13 protein-coding genes are annotated in these 17,037 nt (G+C 70.6%); 4 read left to right on the top strand and 9 right to left on the bottom strand.

Annotation, left to right across the window (positions count from 1 at the left end; translation table 11 throughout):
• The first annotated feature begins 16 nt into the window (after nucleotides 1–16).
• Nucleotides 17–1,237: a cellulose synthase complex periplasmic endoglucanase BcsZ gene (gene bcsZ, locus QTI68_RS35815; protein WP_286528852.1), complete on the top strand. Its 1,221-nt coding sequence runs from the start codon at nucleotides 17–19 to the stop codon at nucleotides 1,235–1,237.
• Complete coding sequence (locus QTI68_RS35810; RefSeq protein WP_286528850.1) at nucleotides 1,213–5,520, top strand: cellulose biosynthesis protein BcsC; 4,308 nt, start codon at nucleotides 1,213–1,215, stop codon at nucleotides 5,518–5,520. Before bcsZ ends, QTI68_RS35810 begins: the two co-directional genes overlap by 25 nt.
• Nucleotides 5,521–5,534: 14 nt before the next feature.
• Here QTI68_RS35810 and QTI68_RS35805 read toward each other — a convergent pair whose 3' ends face one another.
• From QTI68_RS35805 to QTI68_RS35795, 3 genes are all read right to left on the bottom strand, one after another.
• On the bottom strand, nucleotides 5,535–7,172 hold the full coding sequence (locus QTI68_RS35805; protein WP_286528848.1) for a putative bifunctional diguanylate cyclase/phosphodiesterase: 1,638 nt from the start codon (nucleotides 7,170–7,172) through the stop codon (nucleotides 5,535–5,537).
• A gap of 64 nt (nucleotides 7,173–7,236) precedes the next feature.
• A complete protein-coding gene (locus tag QTI68_RS35800) occupies nucleotides 7,237–7,398 on the bottom strand; it encodes a hypothetical protein (protein WP_286528846.1) in 162 nt (53 codons plus the stop codon).
• Between the two features lie 98 nt (nucleotides 7,399–7,496).
• Nucleotides 7,497–7,877 carry an FHA domain-containing protein gene (locus QTI68_RS35795; RefSeq protein WP_286528844.1) on the bottom strand — a complete coding sequence of 127 codons (381 nt, stop codon included), beginning with the start codon at nucleotides 7,875–7,877 and terminating at the stop codon, nucleotides 7,497–7,499.
• Between the two features lie 124 nt (nucleotides 7,878–8,001).
• Between QTI68_RS35795 and QTI68_RS35790 the strand changes: the two genes are divergently transcribed.
• Nucleotides 8,002–8,208 carry a hypothetical protein gene (locus QTI68_RS35790; RefSeq protein WP_286528842.1) on the top strand — a complete coding sequence of 69 codons (207 nt, stop codon included), beginning with the start codon at nucleotides 8,002–8,004 and terminating at the stop codon, nucleotides 8,206–8,208.
• 15 nt (nucleotides 8,209–8,223) lie between these two features.
• Here the strand turns inward: QTI68_RS35790 and QTI68_RS35785 are convergent, their stop codons facing one another.
• The 5 genes from QTI68_RS35785 to QTI68_RS35765 all read right to left on the bottom strand — a co-directional run bounded on the left by QTI68_RS35785 (nucleotide 8,224) and on the right by QTI68_RS35765 (nucleotide 13,259).
• Nucleotides 8,224–8,496: a hypothetical protein gene (locus QTI68_RS35785; protein ID WP_286528840.1), complete on the bottom strand. Its 273-nt coding sequence runs from the start codon at nucleotides 8,494–8,496 to the stop codon at nucleotides 8,224–8,226.
• A gap of 207 nt (nucleotides 8,497–8,703) precedes the next feature.
• Complete coding sequence (locus QTI68_RS35780; RefSeq protein WP_286528839.1) at nucleotides 8,704–10,191, bottom strand: DegQ family serine endoprotease; 1,488 nt, start codon at nucleotides 10,189–10,191, stop codon at nucleotides 8,704–8,706.
• A 203-nt stretch (nucleotides 10,192–10,394) separates the two neighbouring features.
• On the bottom strand, nucleotides 10,395–11,702 hold the full coding sequence (locus tag QTI68_RS35775) for an ATP-binding protein (RefSeq protein ID WP_286528837.1): 1,308 nt from the start codon (nucleotides 11,700–11,702) through the stop codon (nucleotides 10,395–10,397).
• 85 nt (nucleotides 11,703–11,787) lie between these two features.
• Nucleotides 11,788–12,447, bottom strand: coding sequence for a response regulator (locus QTI68_RS35770; protein ID WP_286528835.1), 660 nt, complete (start codon nucleotides 12,445–12,447; stop codon nucleotides 11,788–11,790).
• A 41-nt stretch (nucleotides 12,448–12,488) separates the two neighbouring features.
• Nucleotides 12,489–13,259, bottom strand: coding sequence for an IclR family transcriptional regulator domain-containing protein (locus QTI68_RS35765; RefSeq protein ID WP_286528833.1), 771 nt, complete (start codon nucleotides 13,257–13,259; stop codon nucleotides 12,489–12,491).
• 119 nt (nucleotides 13,260–13,378) lie between these two features.
• Between QTI68_RS35765 and pobA the strand changes: the two genes are divergently transcribed.
• A complete protein-coding gene (gene pobA, locus QTI68_RS35760) occupies nucleotides 13,379–14,560 on the top strand; it encodes a 4-hydroxybenzoate 3-monooxygenase (RefSeq protein ID WP_286528831.1) in 1,182 nt (393 codons plus the stop codon).
• Between the two features lie 69 nt (nucleotides 14,561–14,629).
• On the opposite strand, the gene QTI68_RS35755 is transcribed toward pobA, so the two are convergent.
• Nucleotides 14,630–16,954: a xanthine dehydrogenase family protein molybdopterin-binding subunit gene (locus tag QTI68_RS35755; protein WP_286528829.1), complete on the bottom strand. Its 2,325-nt coding sequence runs from the start codon at nucleotides 16,952–16,954 to the stop codon at nucleotides 14,630–14,632.
• Nucleotides 16,955–17,037 lie beyond the last annotated feature (83 nt).

The following is a 17,037-nucleotide window of genomic DNA, read 5'->3' as shown; positions in this document are numbered from 1 at the left end:
CGAAAGCCCCCTGGCCATGACCCGACCTCCCTCGCCCGCCCCGTCCTGCCCCGCCACGACCATCGGCCGCCGCCGCTGGCTGGCGGGCCTGGCCCTGATGCCGCTCGCCAACGCCCTGCCGGCCGCGGCGCAGCAGGCTCTCGGCGCCTGCCTGCCGGCGACCGACTGGACCTCCTTCGCCGCCCGCCACCTGCAGGCCGATGGCCGCATCGTCGATTTCGACACGCCGAAGCAGCACTCGACCTCCGAAGGCCAGTCCTACGGCCTGTTCTTCGCGCTGGTGCACAACGACCGCGCCGCCTTTGCGCGCATCCTCGAATGGACCGAGAAGAACCTGGCGGCCGGCAGCCTCGCGCAGCGCCTGCCGGCCTGGCAGTGGGGGCACAAGCCGGACGACAGCTGGGGCGTGCTCGACGACAACCCGGCTTCCGACTCCGACCTCTGGATCGCCTACTCGCTGCTGGAAGCCGGCCGCCTGTGGAACGAGCCGCGCTACCAGACCCTGGGCCGCGCAGTGCTCGCGATGGCCGCGCGCGACGAGGTCGCGACCTTGCCGGGGCTCGGCCGCATGCTGCTGCCATGGCCCAAGTCGGTGGCCAAGGGCCCGGCGTGGCGGCTCAACCCGAGCTACCTGCCGCTGCAGCTGCTGCGCCGCTTCCAGCAGCTGGACGGCAAGGGCCCGTGGGGCGAGATCGCCGACAACACGGTGCGCATGACTGCCGCCGTGACGCCGCAGGGCTTCGCGCCCGACTGGTGCGCCTGGTCGACCCAGGAGCAGGCCTTCGTCGCCGATCCGGAGAAGGGCGCGGTGGGCAGCTACGATGCCATCCGCGTCTACCTCTGGGCCGGCATGCTGCACGCCGCCGATCCGGCCCGCCAGCCACTGCTGAAGTCGCTCTACGGGCCGCGCCGGCTGCTCGAACAGGGCAAGCCGATGGCCGAATTCATCGACACCGACACCGGCGTCATGCGCGGCACCGGTCCGGTCGGCTTCTCGGGCGCGCTGCTGCCCTATCTCAAGGCGCAGGCGCTGACGCCGCAGCTCGACGCCGAACTGGCGCGCGTTCGCGCCCGGGTCGGCAGTCCGGCCCAGCCCGCGCCCAAGCCCCTTCCGTACTACGAGCGCATGTTGCTTCTCTTCGGACAAGCCTGGCTCGATGGCCGCTTCGCATTCAGCCGCACCGGCCAGCTGCAAACCCATTGGAGACTGCTATGCCCCGCCACCCAACTCGCCTGAAGGGCTCCACCGCCGCGAGCCGCCTGATGGCCTGCCTGGGCCTGGTGGGTGCGCTTTACGCGGGCACGCCGGTGCAGGCCCAGGGCGACGCCAAGACGGCCCTGATCGAACAGGGCAACTACTGGCAGAGCATGGGCCGGACCGAGCTGGCCGAGGAGAGCTGGCGCAAGCTCTTGAGCATCGATCCGCAATCGGCCGATGCGATGTACGGCATGTCGCAGGTGGAACTCGCGCGCGGCAAGCCCGAGCCGGCGCGCGGCTGGATCACGCGGCTGCACGCCGCCCATCCCGACGACCCGCGCGGTGCGCCTCAGGGCGCGCAGTCCGGCACGCCGCAGACCGACCTGCAGCGCGCGCGCGCCGCCTCCAAGGCCGGCCGCACCGCCGAAGCGATCCAGATCTACCGCGCGATCTTCGCCAACCGGCCGCCGCCCGAGCCGCTGGCGGTCGAGTACTACCAGCTGCTCGGCGGCACGCAACAGGGTTGGGAAGAAGGCCGCAAGGGACTCGACCAGCTGGTCAAGGACAAGCCCGACAACCTCGGCTACAAGCTGGCGCTGGCCCAGCTGCAGACCTACCGCGAACCGACCCGGCGCGAAGGCATCCGCAGCCTGATGGCGCTCTCGACGCAGCCCGGGGTGGGCGTGGCGGCCACGGCCAGCTGGCGCCAGGCGCTGATCTGGCTGGACGCCCGGCAGGCCGACGCGCCGCTCTACACCGAATTCCTGGCCGCCCATCCCGACCCCGCCGTGCAGGCGCGGCTGGACAGCCTGAGCGCCGCCCGCAGCGCCGCGGCTCCGGCGTCGCCAGCCGCCCAGCCGCTCGGCGAAGGCTTCAAGGCGCTGGATCGCGGCGACACCGCAACCGCCGAGCAGCGCTTCCAGCAGGCCCTGAAGGTCGAGCCCGGCGACGCCGAGGCGCTCGGTGGCCTGGGCCTGATCCGGCTGCGCCAGGAGCGCTTCGCCGAAGCCCAGCAGCTGCTCGAGCAGGCCGCGAAAAGCGCCGGCGGCGGCAAGTGGGCGTCGGCGCTGCAAAGCGCCACCTACTGGAACCTCGTCGGCCAAGCCAATGCCGCGCGGGCCAAGGGCGACACGCGCACGGCCCAGGGCCTGCTCGAACGCGCCGTGAAGATCGATCCGCGAGAGAGCGTCGGACAGGTCGCGCTGGCCGACCTGCGGCTGGCGGCCGGCGACTACGCCGGTGCCGAGCAAGGCTATCGGCGCGCGCTCGACAGCAAGCCCAACGACACCCAGGCGCTGCGCGGCCTGATCACGGCCTACACCCGCCAGGGCCGCAGCGACGAGGCCATGGCCCTGTCGCAGAAGCTCAGCCCCGAGCAGGCGCGGCAGATCGGCAGCCTGCAGGACGTCAAGGTGGAGGCCGCGCGCGCCAAGGCCCGCGCCCAGATCGAAGCCGGCGACAACGCCGGCGCCCAGCGCACGCTCGAGGACGCCATGCTGGCCGCCCCCGACAGCCCCTGGGTCCGGCTCGACCTGGCCAACATCTACCGTCGCCAGGGGCTGATGGCTCAGGCCCGCGGCGTCATGGACGGCCTGCTCATGTCGCAGCCCGACATGCCCGACGCGCTCTATGCGAGCGCCCTGCTCGCCTCCGATGCCGGCGACCCGGCGGCCGGCCTGCAGTACCTCGACCGCATCCCGGCCGCTTCGCGCACCCGCGAGATGACCCAGCTGCAGCGCCGCCTGTGGGCGGCCGGCCAGGCGCAGCAGGCGCAGGCGCTGGCGCGGCAGGGCCAGGTGGCCGCGGCCCGCGGCGTGCTGGCGCAGACCGAAGCGGCGCTCGGCGCCGACATGCCGCCCGAGCTCTGGGGCCAGTTGGCCATCGCCTACGCCGACATCGGCGACGCGCCACGCGCCCTGGCGATGAGCCGGCAATTGCTGGCGCGCAGCCCGAACCCGAGCGTCGGCGACCGCCTGCTCTACGCCTCGGTGCTGCTCAAGACCCAGCAGGATGTCGAGCTCTCCGCGGTGCTGCGGCAGCTGCAGTCAGCCAGCATGACCACGGCCCAGCGGGCCGACTACGAGCGCCTGACGATCGCCTTCAGCCTGCGCCAGGCCGACGCCTTGCGCGAGGCCGGAAACCTCGAAGCGGCCTACAACGCGATGGCGCCGGTGCTGGCCGCGCGGCCCGAAGACCCGCAGGTACTGGCCGCACTGGCCCGCCTCTATGCGGCGGCGCGCGACGAGAAGCAGGCCCTGGCGATCTACCAGCGCATCCTCCAGCGCAGCCCGACCGACCTCGACACCCTGCTCGCCGCCGCCGCCAGCGCCAGCGCGCTCCGCGCCCATGGCGAGGCCGAGAGCTACGTGCAGGCGGCCCTGAAGCAGGCGCCCGACCAGTCGCGCGTGCTGGCGGCCGCCGGCCGCGTCTATCGCAATGCGGGCGACAACGCGCGGGCCGAGCAATACCTGCGCGCCGCCGTCGCCGCCGAAAACCGCGCGGCCGGCGGCGTCGGCCTGGCGGCCGGCCAGGGTGGCGTGCCGGCGGCCCCGGCCAATCCCTTCGCCGGCATGACCGGCGGTGCCGCCAGCGGCGGCAACCCGTTCGCCGCCACCCTGCAGCCGGTCGGACTGCCCGCGCCCGGCTATCCGGCGGCCGCCCCAGCCTCGCCCTTTGCCGGCATGCGCGGCGGTGCGGCCCCGATCGCGGCGCTGCCGCCGTTGCCTGCGGCCGCGCCGCCCGCCTATGCGGCAGCGAGCCAGGCGGCCGCCAACCTGCCTTGGGGCGCCGGCGGCAGCACCGCAGCCGCGCCGGCGACCGCCGCCACGGCCGCGCCCAAGTCCACCGCCCCGCGCAACAGCGCCGAATTCCGCCGCCGCAATGCCGCGGCCAGCCAGCAGGCCGCGCCAGCCGGCGCTCCGCCGCAGCCGCCACTGGCACTGGCCGCTCCCCAATACGCCCAGGCCCAGGCCTATCCGCTGCCCCAGCCCGCCGGCCAGCCGGTCTATCCACTGCCACCCCCGGTGCCCGGCAGCAGCCTGGCGACCGAAGGCAGCTGGAACGCCCCGCCGCGCGCCGGTGCGGCGCCGGCCAACCCGTTACTGAGCGAACTGCAGGACCTCCAGTCCGAACGCAGCACGACGCTGGACATCGGCAGCGTCTACCGCAGCCGCGACGGCGAATCGGGCCTGAGCCGGCTGCAGGACCTGCAGGTGCCGATCGAGGCCCGCTTCCCGGCCGGCAACGGCAAGGTGGTGCTCAGCGCCACGCCGACGGTGCTCGACAACGGCGCGCTGGCGCAGGACTACGGCACCTCGAGCCGTTTCGGCGGCGGGCCGCAGGCGGCGATCGACCTGCTCGCGGGCAGGGTCCCGGCGGTGGATGGCCAGCACGCCAGCGGCGTCGGCCTCGCGGTCGGCTACGAGGGCAAGAACCTGAACGCCAGCATCGGCACCACGCCGCTCGGCTTCCAGGAGACCAGCGCGGTCGGCAACCTCACCTACAGCGGCGCCCTTTCCGACACCGTGTCCATGAAGGGCGACCTGTCGCGCCGCGCCGTCACCGACAGCCTGCTGTCGTTCGCCGGCACCGAGGACACCCGCACCGGCGACCGCTGGGGCGGCGTGGTGGCGACCGGCGCACGGCTCGACCTGACCCGCGACGACGGCACCTACGGCCTCTACGGCTACGGCTCAGCCCATTCGATCACCGGCCGCAACGTGGCCGACAACTCCCGCTACGAACTGGGTGGCGGCATGTACGTGCACCTGCTGAACAAGCCCGGCTCGACCTTGACCGCCGGCATGAACCTCGACCTGCTGAGCTACGACAAGAACCTGAGCTTCTTCACCTTCGGCCAGGGCGGCTACTTCAGCCCGCAGTCCTATGTGAGCGTGGCCTTCCCGGTCGACTGGACCGGCCGCGACGACCGGCTCTCGTGGCGGCTCAATGCCTCGCTGGGCATCCAGTCGTTCACGGAGGACGCATCGCCCTGGTTCCCGACCGACCCGGCGCGCCAGGCCGCCGCCGCGAGCGCCGTCGCGACCGCCACCGGACTAGGGCTCAACAAGGCCCCGTTCACCGGCTACTACCTGTCGAACAGCCACACGGGCGTGGCCTACAACCTGGCCGGCATCGTCGAATACCAGGTGGCGCCGCAGCTCTTCCTGGGCGGCGCCATGGCCTTCAACAATGCGCAGAACTACCGCCAGGTGACGGTCAGCGCCTACCTGCGCTACATGCTCGGCAACACCGGACGTTACGGCGCCCCGGCCGGCGCCACGCTGAAGCCGGTGAGCTCGCCCTACACGCCGCTGCTCTAGGAACCTGCTGGCGCTCAGCAGCCCGCCGCCCGGCCCCAGGGCGGCGCCTGCTCGAACGCTGCGATCCATGCCGGCACCTCGGCGGCCGGCAGCGGCTTGGCGATGCCATAGCCCTGCCCGAGCGTGCAGCCGAGGGCCAGCAGCGCATTGCCGTGCGCCACCGACTCGACCCCCTCGGCGATGGTCTTGCGGCCGAAGCCGCGTGCCATCACAAGGATGCCGCGGATGATCGCCTCGTCCTCCGGGTCTTCGAGCATGCCGCGCACGAAGGACTGGTCGAGCTTGAGCGCAGTCACGGGCAGGCGCCGAAGGTAGGTCAGCGACGAATAGCCGGTGCCGAAGTCGTCCATGACCACCGGCACGCCGAGCGCCTTGCAGGCACCGATGAAATCGGCGACGGCGCCGAAGTCCTTGATGGCGGTGGTCTCGAGAATCTCGAGCTCGAGCACGCCCGCGTGCAGCTGCGGAAAGCGGCCCAGGTGAAAGCCGAGCCGCTCGATGAAGTCCGGCCGCAGCAGGTGGCGCGGACTGATGTTGACGCTGACCGAGGTCTTGACCCCCGCGGCCAGCCAGTCGGCCGCCTGCCGCACCGCCTCGCCGATGGCCCAGTCGCCGAGCTGCTCCACCAGTTCGTGGTCCTCGATCATCGGCACGAAGGCGGATGGCTGCAGCAGCCCCCGCTCGGGATGCTGCCAGCGGACCAGGGCCTCGAAGCCGATCACCCGGCCGCACAGCATGTCGACCTTGGGCTGGTAGGCCAGCAGGAACTCGTGGTTCGCCAGGCCCGCCTGGATCCGCTCGCGGATCTGCTGTTCCTGCTGTTCCTCGTGAGCCAGGCCGGCGTCGAAGAAATGGACCTGGCTGCCACCGGCCCGCTTGGCGAAGAACACCGCGTGCTGCGCTTGCTGCAGCATGACTTCGGTCGGCTGCTCGCCCTGGCGCATCAGCGAGACGCCGACGCTGGTGCGCAGCCGCGTCGAACGGTCCTGCAGCCGGAACGGATGCGCGAGCCGCGCCAGGATCTGTTCCAGCAGCGCCTCGGAGTGCGCCGCGTCATTGACGAACAGCAGCAGCGCGAACTCGTCGCCGCCGACCCGGGCGACGCTGGCATCGTTCGGCACCGCGGCCTTCAGGCGGCGCGCCACCTCGCGCAGCACCGCATCCCCGCCCACCGGACCGAAGCTCTCGTTGATGTCGCGGAAGCGGTCGAGGTCGAGGTAGCAGACCGCCAGCAGGCGCTCGCCGTCGCCGTTGCGCACCGGCGCAGGGTTCAGTTCCTCGGCCGAGGGCACGCGATTGGGCAGCCGCGTGAGCGCGTCATGGCGCGACAGCAGGTCGAGCCGCTCGCCGCGCACGCCGCGGGCCGTCGGCGTGAAGCTCCACAGGACGCAGTGGTCGTCCATGCGCTCGCCGCGCAGGTCGGCCATGATCGTGTGGCCGTGCCGGGCCCGCAACACGACCCGGCGGCCATCGACCGCGCCGCGCGCCGGGAGCTTCATCTCGTTGGCGGACGCGGGCGGCAGGACGTCGTCGAAGGGCATGTCCGTGAGCGCGCCCGACGGATAGTCGAGCAGCGTGTGCGCGTCTTCGTCGGCCCAGAGAATCGATCCATCGCAAATCTTGAGGTGGCCAACGAGGGTGCGGGTGAGCATGGGCGCTATTGTTCACGGAAAAAGAACCGCCCGACGTCCTCCCGATGACGGATCGCGGATCGGATCAGCGCAGCGGCGCGCCGCGAATCGTGTCGGCCGATTTCTTGATCTGGTGGACCATGCGGCGCTGCAGCGGCGATGCCCCCCGGTGACCGAGGACGTCGAACAACCAGCCGCCCGCCGCCAGGATCGCCAGTACGCCAAGGGTCAAGACCTCAGAGTCCATGCTGTGCTCCCGGAGTCGTCGAGCGCACACTCTGCGCCGCAAACGGGTCGACGGGAATCTGCCAAACGGCGTGTGTTGCCAACCGAGGCTGGCGCGGATCAGGACTTCGCGCTCAGCCGTTGCAGGTCGATGTCGGCCAGGCGGCCCGGCACGGTCACGAGGCGCAGCGCCTCCGCGGCCCCGATCGGACTGCCCTGCGACAGGAAGCGGATCTGGTAGCCGCCGATCTTGATTTCGTCGCCATTGTTCAATGCGGTGTCCTCGACCCGCTGGCCATTGACATAGGTCCCGTTGTGGCTCTGCAGATCGCGGATCGTCATGGCGTCGCCCACGGCCTCGAACACCGCGTGGGAGCGGCTCACGAGCGGGTTGTCCAGCACCAGGTCGCAACTGTCGGCACGGCCGACGACGAAGGGCGTGCGGGTCATGTTGACCTGCTTGGCCGAACCGTTCTTCTGCAGCACGATCAGTCTCGTCATTGTTCGATTCTCTCCTTGGTGAATACCCGAACGGCCTGGCCGCCCTTCCGGTCTATGCCGCTTTGGGGGTGCCATGCCTCCTTCGGAGAGATGGGCGAAAGAGCGGCGGCCGCGTAACTTCAGGATGATGCAACATCCCGACACGTTCGCCGCCAGATTTCTGCTGCCGTTCGCGGCGGTCGGCTTCCATCGCCAGTCCCCTGCACCCTGCCGCACGCCGGCCCCGCCGTTGCTGGTGCTTCGCGGCGTGTCCCAGCGAGGCACCATCCGCTCGCGGGCGGCTCAGGTGATCGCGGTCACGGCGCTGTACTTCGATGCCCAGGGCCGTTGAACGCAGGACCTGAATCTAGAGGATGGAGTGGTCCGTGGTGAACATGCACGAGTCCGGTCCGCTCGAATAGGCGGTGGTCGCCCCGCCCGGGTCGGGCAAGGCGGCCGCGGTGCTCTCGCCGATGCTGACCGGCGTCTTCGGCTTGCCGAAAGGCGCGAGGCCCTGCAGCACGCGCAGCGCCGAGGCGCCCTGGATGAGCGCTTCCGAATAGTCCGGAACACCTTGTGTCGAGCAGTCGATCGGCCTGAATCCCAGGCAATCCTCGGACTCGGCCTGGACTGCCTCCATCAGAACCCAATGGAATTCATTGGGTTCCAGTTCGAGAACAGTCAGCGCTATATCGCGAAGTGCCACCGGGAAACCTTTCGAACAGTGAAGCCTGGATTGTTACTGGGCGGTGATTTGATCGCCAAGGCACTTTTGCACGCTGCCTTGACGATCACCCCGCGAGACCGGCACTAAGTCGCAATCGGCCGGCCCGCAAAGGGCAGCGCCTCAGCCCAGGCGCACCGGCACGAAGATCTTGTTGCCGTCGCGCTGGATCAGCAGCGCCACCGACCTGTCGGCCTTGGCCACCACCTCGCGCACCTGCTCGATGCTCTTCGCCGGCGTGCCGTTGATGGCCAGCAGCACATCGCCCGTCTGCACGCCGGCCAGCGCCGCCGGACCCGCGACCTCCGCGATCAGCAGGCCGCCGTCGACCTGGGCTTCGCGCTGTTCCTGCGGCTGCAGCGGACGCAGCGCGAGACCGAGCTTGCCCTGCTTGGCGCCGCCCTCCTCGTTCTTCGCCACCGCGGTGCCCTTCTCGGCCGCGTCGCCCAGCTTGGCGGAGATTTCCTGGCGCGCACCCTGGCGCCAGATCTCGAGCGCAATCTTGCTGCCCGGCTTCTTCTGGCCGATCAGGGCCGGCAGGTCGCCCGAGGAAACGATCGGCTCGCCGTCGACCTTGCGGATCACGTCGCCCGAGCGCAGGCCGGCCTGGTCGGCCGGGCCGCCCTTCTCGACGTTCGAGACCAGCGCGCCTTCGGGCTTGTCGAGCTTGAACGAATCGGCAAAGGCCTGGTTCACTTCCTGGACCGCGACGCCGAGGCGCGCATGGGTGGCCTTGCCGGTCGCGACGATCTGGTCCTTGACCTGCATCGCGACCTCGATCGGGATCGCGAACGAGACGCCCTGGTAGCCGCCGCTGCGGCTGTAGATCTGGGAGTTGATGCCGACCACCTCGCCGCGCGTGTTGAGCAGCGGGCCGCCGGAGTTGCCCGGATTGATTGCGACGTCGGTCTGGATGAAGGGCACGTAGCCGTCGTCGGGCAGCGAGCGGCCCTTGGCGCTGACCACGCCGGCGGTGACGGTGTTCTCGAAACCGAACGGCGAGCCGATCGCCAGCACCCATTCGCCCGCCTTCAGGTCCTTGGTGCTACCGACCGCCAGCACGGGCAGGTTCTTGGCCTCGATCTTGATCACGGCGACGTCGGTCTTGGGGTCCGACCCCAGCACCTTGGCGCTGAACTCGCGGCGGTCGGTCAGCTTGACGGTGACTTCCTTGGCGTCCTTCACGACGTGGGCGTTGGTCAGGATGATGCCGTCGGCGCTCAGGATGAAGCCCGAGCCCTGGCCACGGACCGGGGTCTCGCGCTGCGGCTGCTGCTGGCCGCGCGGGCCCTGGCCGCCGCCGAAGCGGCGGTAGAACTCGTACATCGGATCGTCCGGGTCCATCTGCGGGCCGCCTTCGGCGGCGGCCGTCTTGGTGGTGCCGGTGACGCTGATGTTGACCACCGCCTGGCCGTCGCGGGCGGTGATGGTGGAGAAGTCGGGCATGGTCACCGTCGGCGCGGTGGTGGTGCCAGCGACGGCAACGGCCTGCGCCGGGGGCGCGGCCACGGCACGGGCGCTGGTGTAGGCGCCAGTGCCGACGGCACCGATCACGCCGGCGGCTGCCAGCGAAAGCACGAGCGCGCGAGGCGAGGTCAAACCGGTTTTCATCAGAAATCCTTTCGAGTATGGGAAGAGAGCACGAAAGGAATGTCGGGCCCCAGCCTTAGGCCCGGCTTAAATGGGCTCGCCCCCAGGTTGCCCGGCACTTCGTGTCCGGGCGCCCACCCCCTGCCGGGGGCAACACCAGCGGCCTGGCAAAGCCAGTTCCGCGGTGTTTCACCAACGGGCCGGGCTGCGCCGGCCAGGGGCAGTCAGACGGTGGAGAAGCGCACCAGGACGCGCAGGCCGCCGAGGGACGAGCGATCCAGCGACACGGCCGCACCGTGCAGGTCGGCGATCGACTTGACGATCGACAGGCCCAGGCCGCTGCCGGGGGCCTGGGGCTGGCCCGCGCGATAGAAGCGGTCGAGCACGCGCTCGCGCTCGCTCTCGGGCAGGCCGGGTCCGCTGTCGTCGACGCTCAGTTCGACGACGCCCGCTCCGGCGGCGATCCCGACGTCGACGCGGCCGCCGGGCGGCGTGTACTTCACCGCGTTGTCGATCAGGTTGCGCAGCAGGGTGCGCAGCGCCTCCGGCTGGCCCTGCACCGTCGCCGGGTCGGCCCGCGCGATCCCGATGTCGATGTCGCGCGACTGGGCCGCGGCCACGGTGTCGGAGATCGCCAGGCGCGCGACCTCGGGCAGGCTGACGGCTTCCGGCTGCGCGCCCGCCGCCGCGCTGGCCTCGTGCCGCGCCAGGGCCAGCATCTGCTCGACCAGCCGGGTCGCCCGGTCGATGCCGGCGGCCAGCCGGGCCACCGCGAGTTCGCGCGTCGCATCGTCGGCCGCACGCTGCAGGCCCTGCACCTGCAGCTTGAGCGCCGCCAGCGGCGATCGCAGTTCGTGCGCCGCGTCGGCGACGAAGTGCTTCTGGGCCTCGAAGGCCTGGCGCACCCGCACGAACAGCAGGTTCAGCTCGTGCACCAGCGGCCGCACCTCCTCGGGCAGGTCGGCTTCGTTGAGCGGCGACAGGTCGTCGGCCTGCCGGGTCGCCACCTGCCGGCGGACCCGGGCCACCGGGGCCAGCGAGCGGCTCACCACCCACCAGACCACCAGCATCAGCAGCGGCGCCGCCAGCACGATCGGCCCGACGGTGCGCAAAGCCAGCGTGCCGGCCATGCGGCGCCGTGCCGCCATGTCCTGCGCGACCTGGATCACCAGCGCGCCGGTCGCCAGCGAGAACACACGGTAGGTGGTACTGCGCGCCTTCACGTTGGAGAAGCCGAGCACCGCGCGCTGCGGCAGTGCCGACTGGGCGGCCGAATCGAAGATCCGGTTGCCGTCCAGGGTCCATATCTGGACGATGAATTCGAAATTCTCCTCGCCGCCGCCAAGGCCGCCGACTGTGGAGTTCGGCGGCAGGCCGGCACGCAGTGAGAGCGCCATCTGCTGCATGTGCTGGTCGAAGATGTCGTCGGCCGCCTCGAGCACCGCACGGTAGGTGGCGAAGGCCTGGGTGCCGGCCGCCAGCACGATCGCCGCGAGCAGGAACCACAGCAACCGGGCCCTGAGGGACTTCATCGATGCCCCCACGCTCGGCACTTCGTGTCCTCGCTGCCCCCCGAGGGGGCGCGAGCTTGCTTGGGGCGGCCCGGCGCTGCGCTCTTCATTCCTTCGGCACCATGTACCCCACCCCCCGCACATTGCGGATCAGGTCGGCGCCCAGCTTCTTGCGCAGCCCATGCACGTAGACCTCGACCGCGTTGCTGCTGATCTCGTCCTTCCAACTGTAGAGCTTCTCCTCGAGCTGGGCCCGCGACAGCACCATGCCGGGGCGGGCCAGCAGCGGCTCGAGCACCGCCCATTCGCGCGCCGACAGGATCACCGGCTGGCCCGCCACCGTGACCTCGCGCGTGGCCGGATTGACGCTCACGCCCATGTGCTCGTAGACCGGCTCGGCCCGCCCCGAGGCCCGCCGCAGCAGCGCCCGGATGCGGGCCAGCAGCTCGTCGAGGTCGTAGGGCTTGAGCACGTAGTCGTCGGCGCCGGCATCGAGCCCCTCGATGCGCTGCGCGACCGAGTCGCGCGCGGTCGCGATCAGCACCGGCATGCGCTGCTTGCGGGCCCGCAGCGCGCGCAGCACGTCGAGCCCGTCGCGGCGCGGCACGCCGAGGTCGAGCAGCACCAGGTCGTACTGCTGCGTGCGCAGGGCGGTGTCGGCGGCGTCGCCGTCCTTGACCCAGTCGACCGCGTACTGCTCCGCGCGCAGCAGGTCGAGCACGGCTTCGCCGATCATCACGTCGTCTTCGAGCAGCAGCAGTCGCATGGTTCAGTCATCCGCGGTGGGTCGAACGAGATGGTAGCGACTCACAGCAAGGCCCGGACCTCTCTGGCCGCATCGAACAGCAGCGGCAGCAGGTCGCGGCGCAGCGCGTCCTCCTGGTAGCGCCCCCCGGACAGCACCACGTTGAGCGCCGCCACCGTGCGCCCCTGCATGTCGCGCAGCGGCACCGCCAATGCCTGGACGCCGAGTTCGTGCTCTTCGCTGGCAAAGCAGAAATCGTCCTTGCGGGCCTGCGCGATGCGCTGGCGCAGTTCCCGCGCCTGGGTGATGGTCTGGGGCGTCAGCCGCGACAGCCGCCGCGCCTTGAGCCATGCGGTGAGCTCGGCCGGACTCAGCGCGGCCAGCAGCACCCGGCCGGTGGAAGTCGCGTGGGCCGGCAACCGGGCCCCGAGATGCAGGCCATAGGCCAGCACCCGGGTCGGCGCCGCGTAGCTGCCGCTGCGCGCGACGATCACCACCTCCTCGCCGTCGAGCACCACGGCCGAGAACGATTCCTGGGTCTGGGCCGCGAGGCGGTTCAAGGTCGGCTGCAACGCCCGCGGCAGCCGCGACGACGCCAGGTAGCTGCCCGAGAAGCGCAGCACCTTGGGCGACATCCAGAAATAGCTGCCGTCGGTTTCCAGGTAGCCCAGGTGTGCCAGGGTCAGCAGGTGGCGCCGGGCCGCGGCGCGCGTGAGCCCGGCCCGCTCGGCGGCCAGGGTGGCATTGAGCCGCTGGCGCTCGGTGTCGAAGCTCTCGAGCACGGCCATGCCCTTGGCGATGCCCTCGATGAAATCCGGTTTGGCGATGGTCATGGTCGGAAGGGATTGCGCGATCATCGCGCAAGTGCTTTCATGATCGCACAGCGCGCGCCATCCGGGTCCCCTGAAACGGAGCCGACGCCCTACGCTTGCACAAACTTCAGGAGACTCGCATGCGAACACAGGTTGCCATCATCGGTGCAGGCCCCGCCGGCCTCTTGCTCGGCCAGCTGCTGCACAAGGCCGGCATCGACAACATCATTCTCGAACGCCAGAGCGGGGACTACGTGCTCGGCCGCATCCGCGCCGGCGTGCTCGAGCAGATCACGATGGACCTGCTGGCCCGCGCCGGCGTCGACACCCGGGCCAAGGCCGAGGGCCTGCCGCACGAGGGCATTGAGCTGCTGTTCAAGGGCGCCCGGCACCGCATCGACCTGCACGGCCTGACCGACGGCAAGCAGGTCACGGTGTATGGCCAGACCGAAGTGACCCGCGATCTGATGGAAGCGCGCGCGGCCGCCGGCCTGACCACCATCTACAACGCCGCGTCGGTCAGCCTGCACGACTTCGACACCGCCCGGCCCCGGGTGCGCTACCAGAAGGACGGCGCCACCCACGAGGTCGAATGCGACTTCATCGCCGGCTGCGACGGCTACCACGGCATCAGCCGCGCCAGCGTGCCGGCCGATTCGCTGCACACCTACGAGAAGATCTACCCCTTCGGCTGGCTCGGCGTGCTGGCCGACGTGCCGCCGGTGTCGCACGAACTGATCTACGCCAACACCGCCCGCGGCTTTGCACTGTGCAGCATGCGCAGCGCCACCCGCAGCCGCTACTACGTCCAGGTCCCGACCGAAGAGAAGGTCGAGAACTGGAGCGACGAGGCCTTCTGGAACGAGCTGCGCCTGCGCCTCGACCCCGAGGCCCGCGACCGCCTCGTGACCGGCCCGTCGCTCGAGAAGAGCATCGCCCCGCTGCGCAGCTTCGTCGCCGAGCCGATGCGCTTCGGCAGCCTGTTCCTGGCCGGCGACGCCGCCCACATCGTGCCGCCGACCGGGGCCAAGGGCCTGAACCTGGCCACGGCCGACGTCGGCTACCTGTCGCGCGCCTTCGAGATCTACTACGGCGAGAAGACGCCCTCGGCCCTGGACCGCTACTCCGACCTCTGCCTGCGCCGGGTCTGGAAGGCCGAGCGCTTCTCATGGTGGTTCACCTCGCTGATGCACCGCTTCCCGGACACCGGCGAGTTCGGCCAGAAGATCCAGGAGGCCGAGCTCGACTACCTGGTGCACTCGCATGCGGCTTCGACCTCGCTGGCCGAGAACTATGTGGGATTGCCGATGGAAAGCTTCTGAGACCTTGCGGGACAGACCAACAAACGGCGAAGCGGTTTGTTTGCTCTGTCCCCAACTGACTAGATCTTCCTAGGCCGCCTGCATCAACCGCCAGACCCGATCCGGGGTCAACGGCATGTCCAGATGCGGCGTCCGATCCGCCAGCCCGTTGCGCGCCAGCGCATCCGCCACCGCATTCACCACCGCGGGCGTGGCGCCGATGGTCCCCAGCTCGCCCACGCCCTTGACCCCCAGCGGGTTGTTCTTGCACGGCGTCGATTCGTCCATCTCCATGCGGAACATGGTGGCGATGATGTCGGCGCGCGGTGCCGCGTAGTCCATCAGGCTGCCGGTCAGCGGCTGGCCGGTCTCGCTGTCGTAGACCACCCGCTCGCACAGCGCCTGGCCGATGCCCTGCACCGCCCCGCCCTCGAGCTGGCCGCGCACGATCAGCGGGTTGACCACCCGGCCGACGTCATTGACCGAGGCATAGGTCTGCACGCTGATCTCGCCCGTGGGCGGATCGATCTCGATCTCGGTGATGTGGCAGCCGTTCGGCCAGGTCGGCCCCGACACCGTGCTGGTCGAGTCGACGAAGATCTGCTGCTCGGCCTGCTTGCCGGCCAGCGTGAACAGGTCGAGCTTCAGGTCGGTGCCCGCCACTTTGAACACGCCGGCCGCGTATTCGACATCGGCCGTCGCCACCTCGAGTTCTTGTGCCGCCAGTTCGCGGCCCTTCTCGATGGTGCGCTCGGCGCCGATCCGGACCGCCGAGCCGCCGGTGAACAGCGAGCGCGAGCCGGCACTGCCGAAGCCGTCGCCGCGGTCGGTGTCGCCCAGCACGATGTGCACCTGCTCGATCGGCACGCCGAAGGCGTCGACCACCAGCTGCGCCAGGGTGGTCGCGATGCCCTGCCCCATCGCATTGACGGCCGAGAACACCTCGATCACGCCGTCGGCGCGCACCGCGACCGTCACGCGCTCTTCGAACACGTTGCCGCCGGTCCACTCGAGGAAGGTGGCGATGCCCAGTCCGCGCATCCGCCCCTGCCGCTTCGATTCGGCCGCCCGGGCATCGAAGCCCTGCCAGTCGGCCAGCGCCAGTGCCTGGTCCATGACCGATTCGAAGGCCCCGGTGTCGTAGACCTGCTGCATCGGATTCTTGTAGGGCATCTGCGCCGGCCCGATGAAGTTGCGCCGCCGCAGTTCAATCCGGTCGATGCCGGTCTGGCGCGCCGCCTCGTCCATCAGCCGCTCCATCGTGTAGATGGCCTCGGGCCGGCCGGCCCCGCGGTAGGCGCCGGTGGGCGCGGTGTTGGTCAGCACCGCCTTGAAGTGGAAGTCGATGGTCTGGATGTCGTAGACGCTGGTCTGCACCCACGGGCCGATCAGCAGCTGGATCGCGACCCCGGTGGCGGTCGCGTAGGCGCCGACGTTGGCATGGGTACGGATGCGCAGGCCGAGGATCCGGCCCTGGGCGTCGAGCGCCAGCTCGGCCTTGGCCTCGATGTCGCGACCGTGCGAGGTCGCCAGGAATTCTTCGCTGCGGTCCGCCACCCACTTCACCGGGCGCTGCAGCGCGCGGGCGGCGTAGGCGACCGCGATGTCCTCGGGATAGGCGCCGGTCTTCATGCCGAAGCCGCCGCCCACGTCGCCCACCACCACGCGCACCTTGTCCTTCGCGAGGCCGATCGCGTCGCACACCGAATCGCGCACGCCGGAAGGCATCTGCGTGCTCATCCGGATCGTGATCCGGTCGGTGGCCGGGTCGAACTCGGCCAGCACGGTGCGCGGCTCGATCGTCAGCGCGACCACGCGCTGGTTGACGACGTCGAGCGCCACCACGTGGCTGGCCTTGGAGAAGGCCTCCGCGGTCGCTTCGGCGCTGCCGTGGCGCATCTCGGCCGCGATGTTGCCGGTGCCCTCGTCGCAGATCAGCGGCGCGCCTTCGGCGGTCGCAGTCCGCAGGTCGACCACCATCGGCAGCTCTTCGTAGTCGACCATCACCGCCTCGGCCGCATCGCGCGCCTGGACCAGGGTCTGGGCGACCACGACGGCGACTGGCTCACCGACGAAACGCACGCGCTCCAGCGCCAGCACGCGGCGCAGCGGCGTCGCGCAGTCGGCGCCGTCGGCGCGCTTGAAGGGCGCTCCCGGCATCGGCTTGACACCGGCCCGGTCCAGGTCGGCCCCGGTGAAGACGCCGAGCACGCCGGGCATCCCGCGGGCCGCCGCCGTATCGACCGTCACCAGCCGCGCATGCGGATAGGGCGAGCGCACGAAGCAAAGCCAGCTCTGGCCCGCCGGTGCGACGTCGTCGGTGTAGCGGCCGGCGCCGGCCAGCAGCTTCTCGTCCTCGAGCCGTCTGACGGCCTGGCCGCTGCCGAAGCGCATGGGATTCGTATCTGTGGTCACCGTGGGTCCTCTTGCTTTGTTGGGGGCATTTTTTTGCGGGTGCAGGAACGACTATAGGGTTTTGGCGATCATTCGGCTTGTGC

Origin of the sequence: Variovorax sp. J31P207, assembly GCF_030316965.1 — a bacterium.
Taxonomy (GTDB): domain Bacteria; phylum Pseudomonadota; class Gammaproteobacteria; order Burkholderiales; family Burkholderiaceae_C; genus Variovorax; species Variovorax ginsengisoli_B.
The sequence above is the reverse complement of the archived record's forward strand: the minus strand, read 5'-3'. Positions and strand labels throughout refer to the sequence as shown.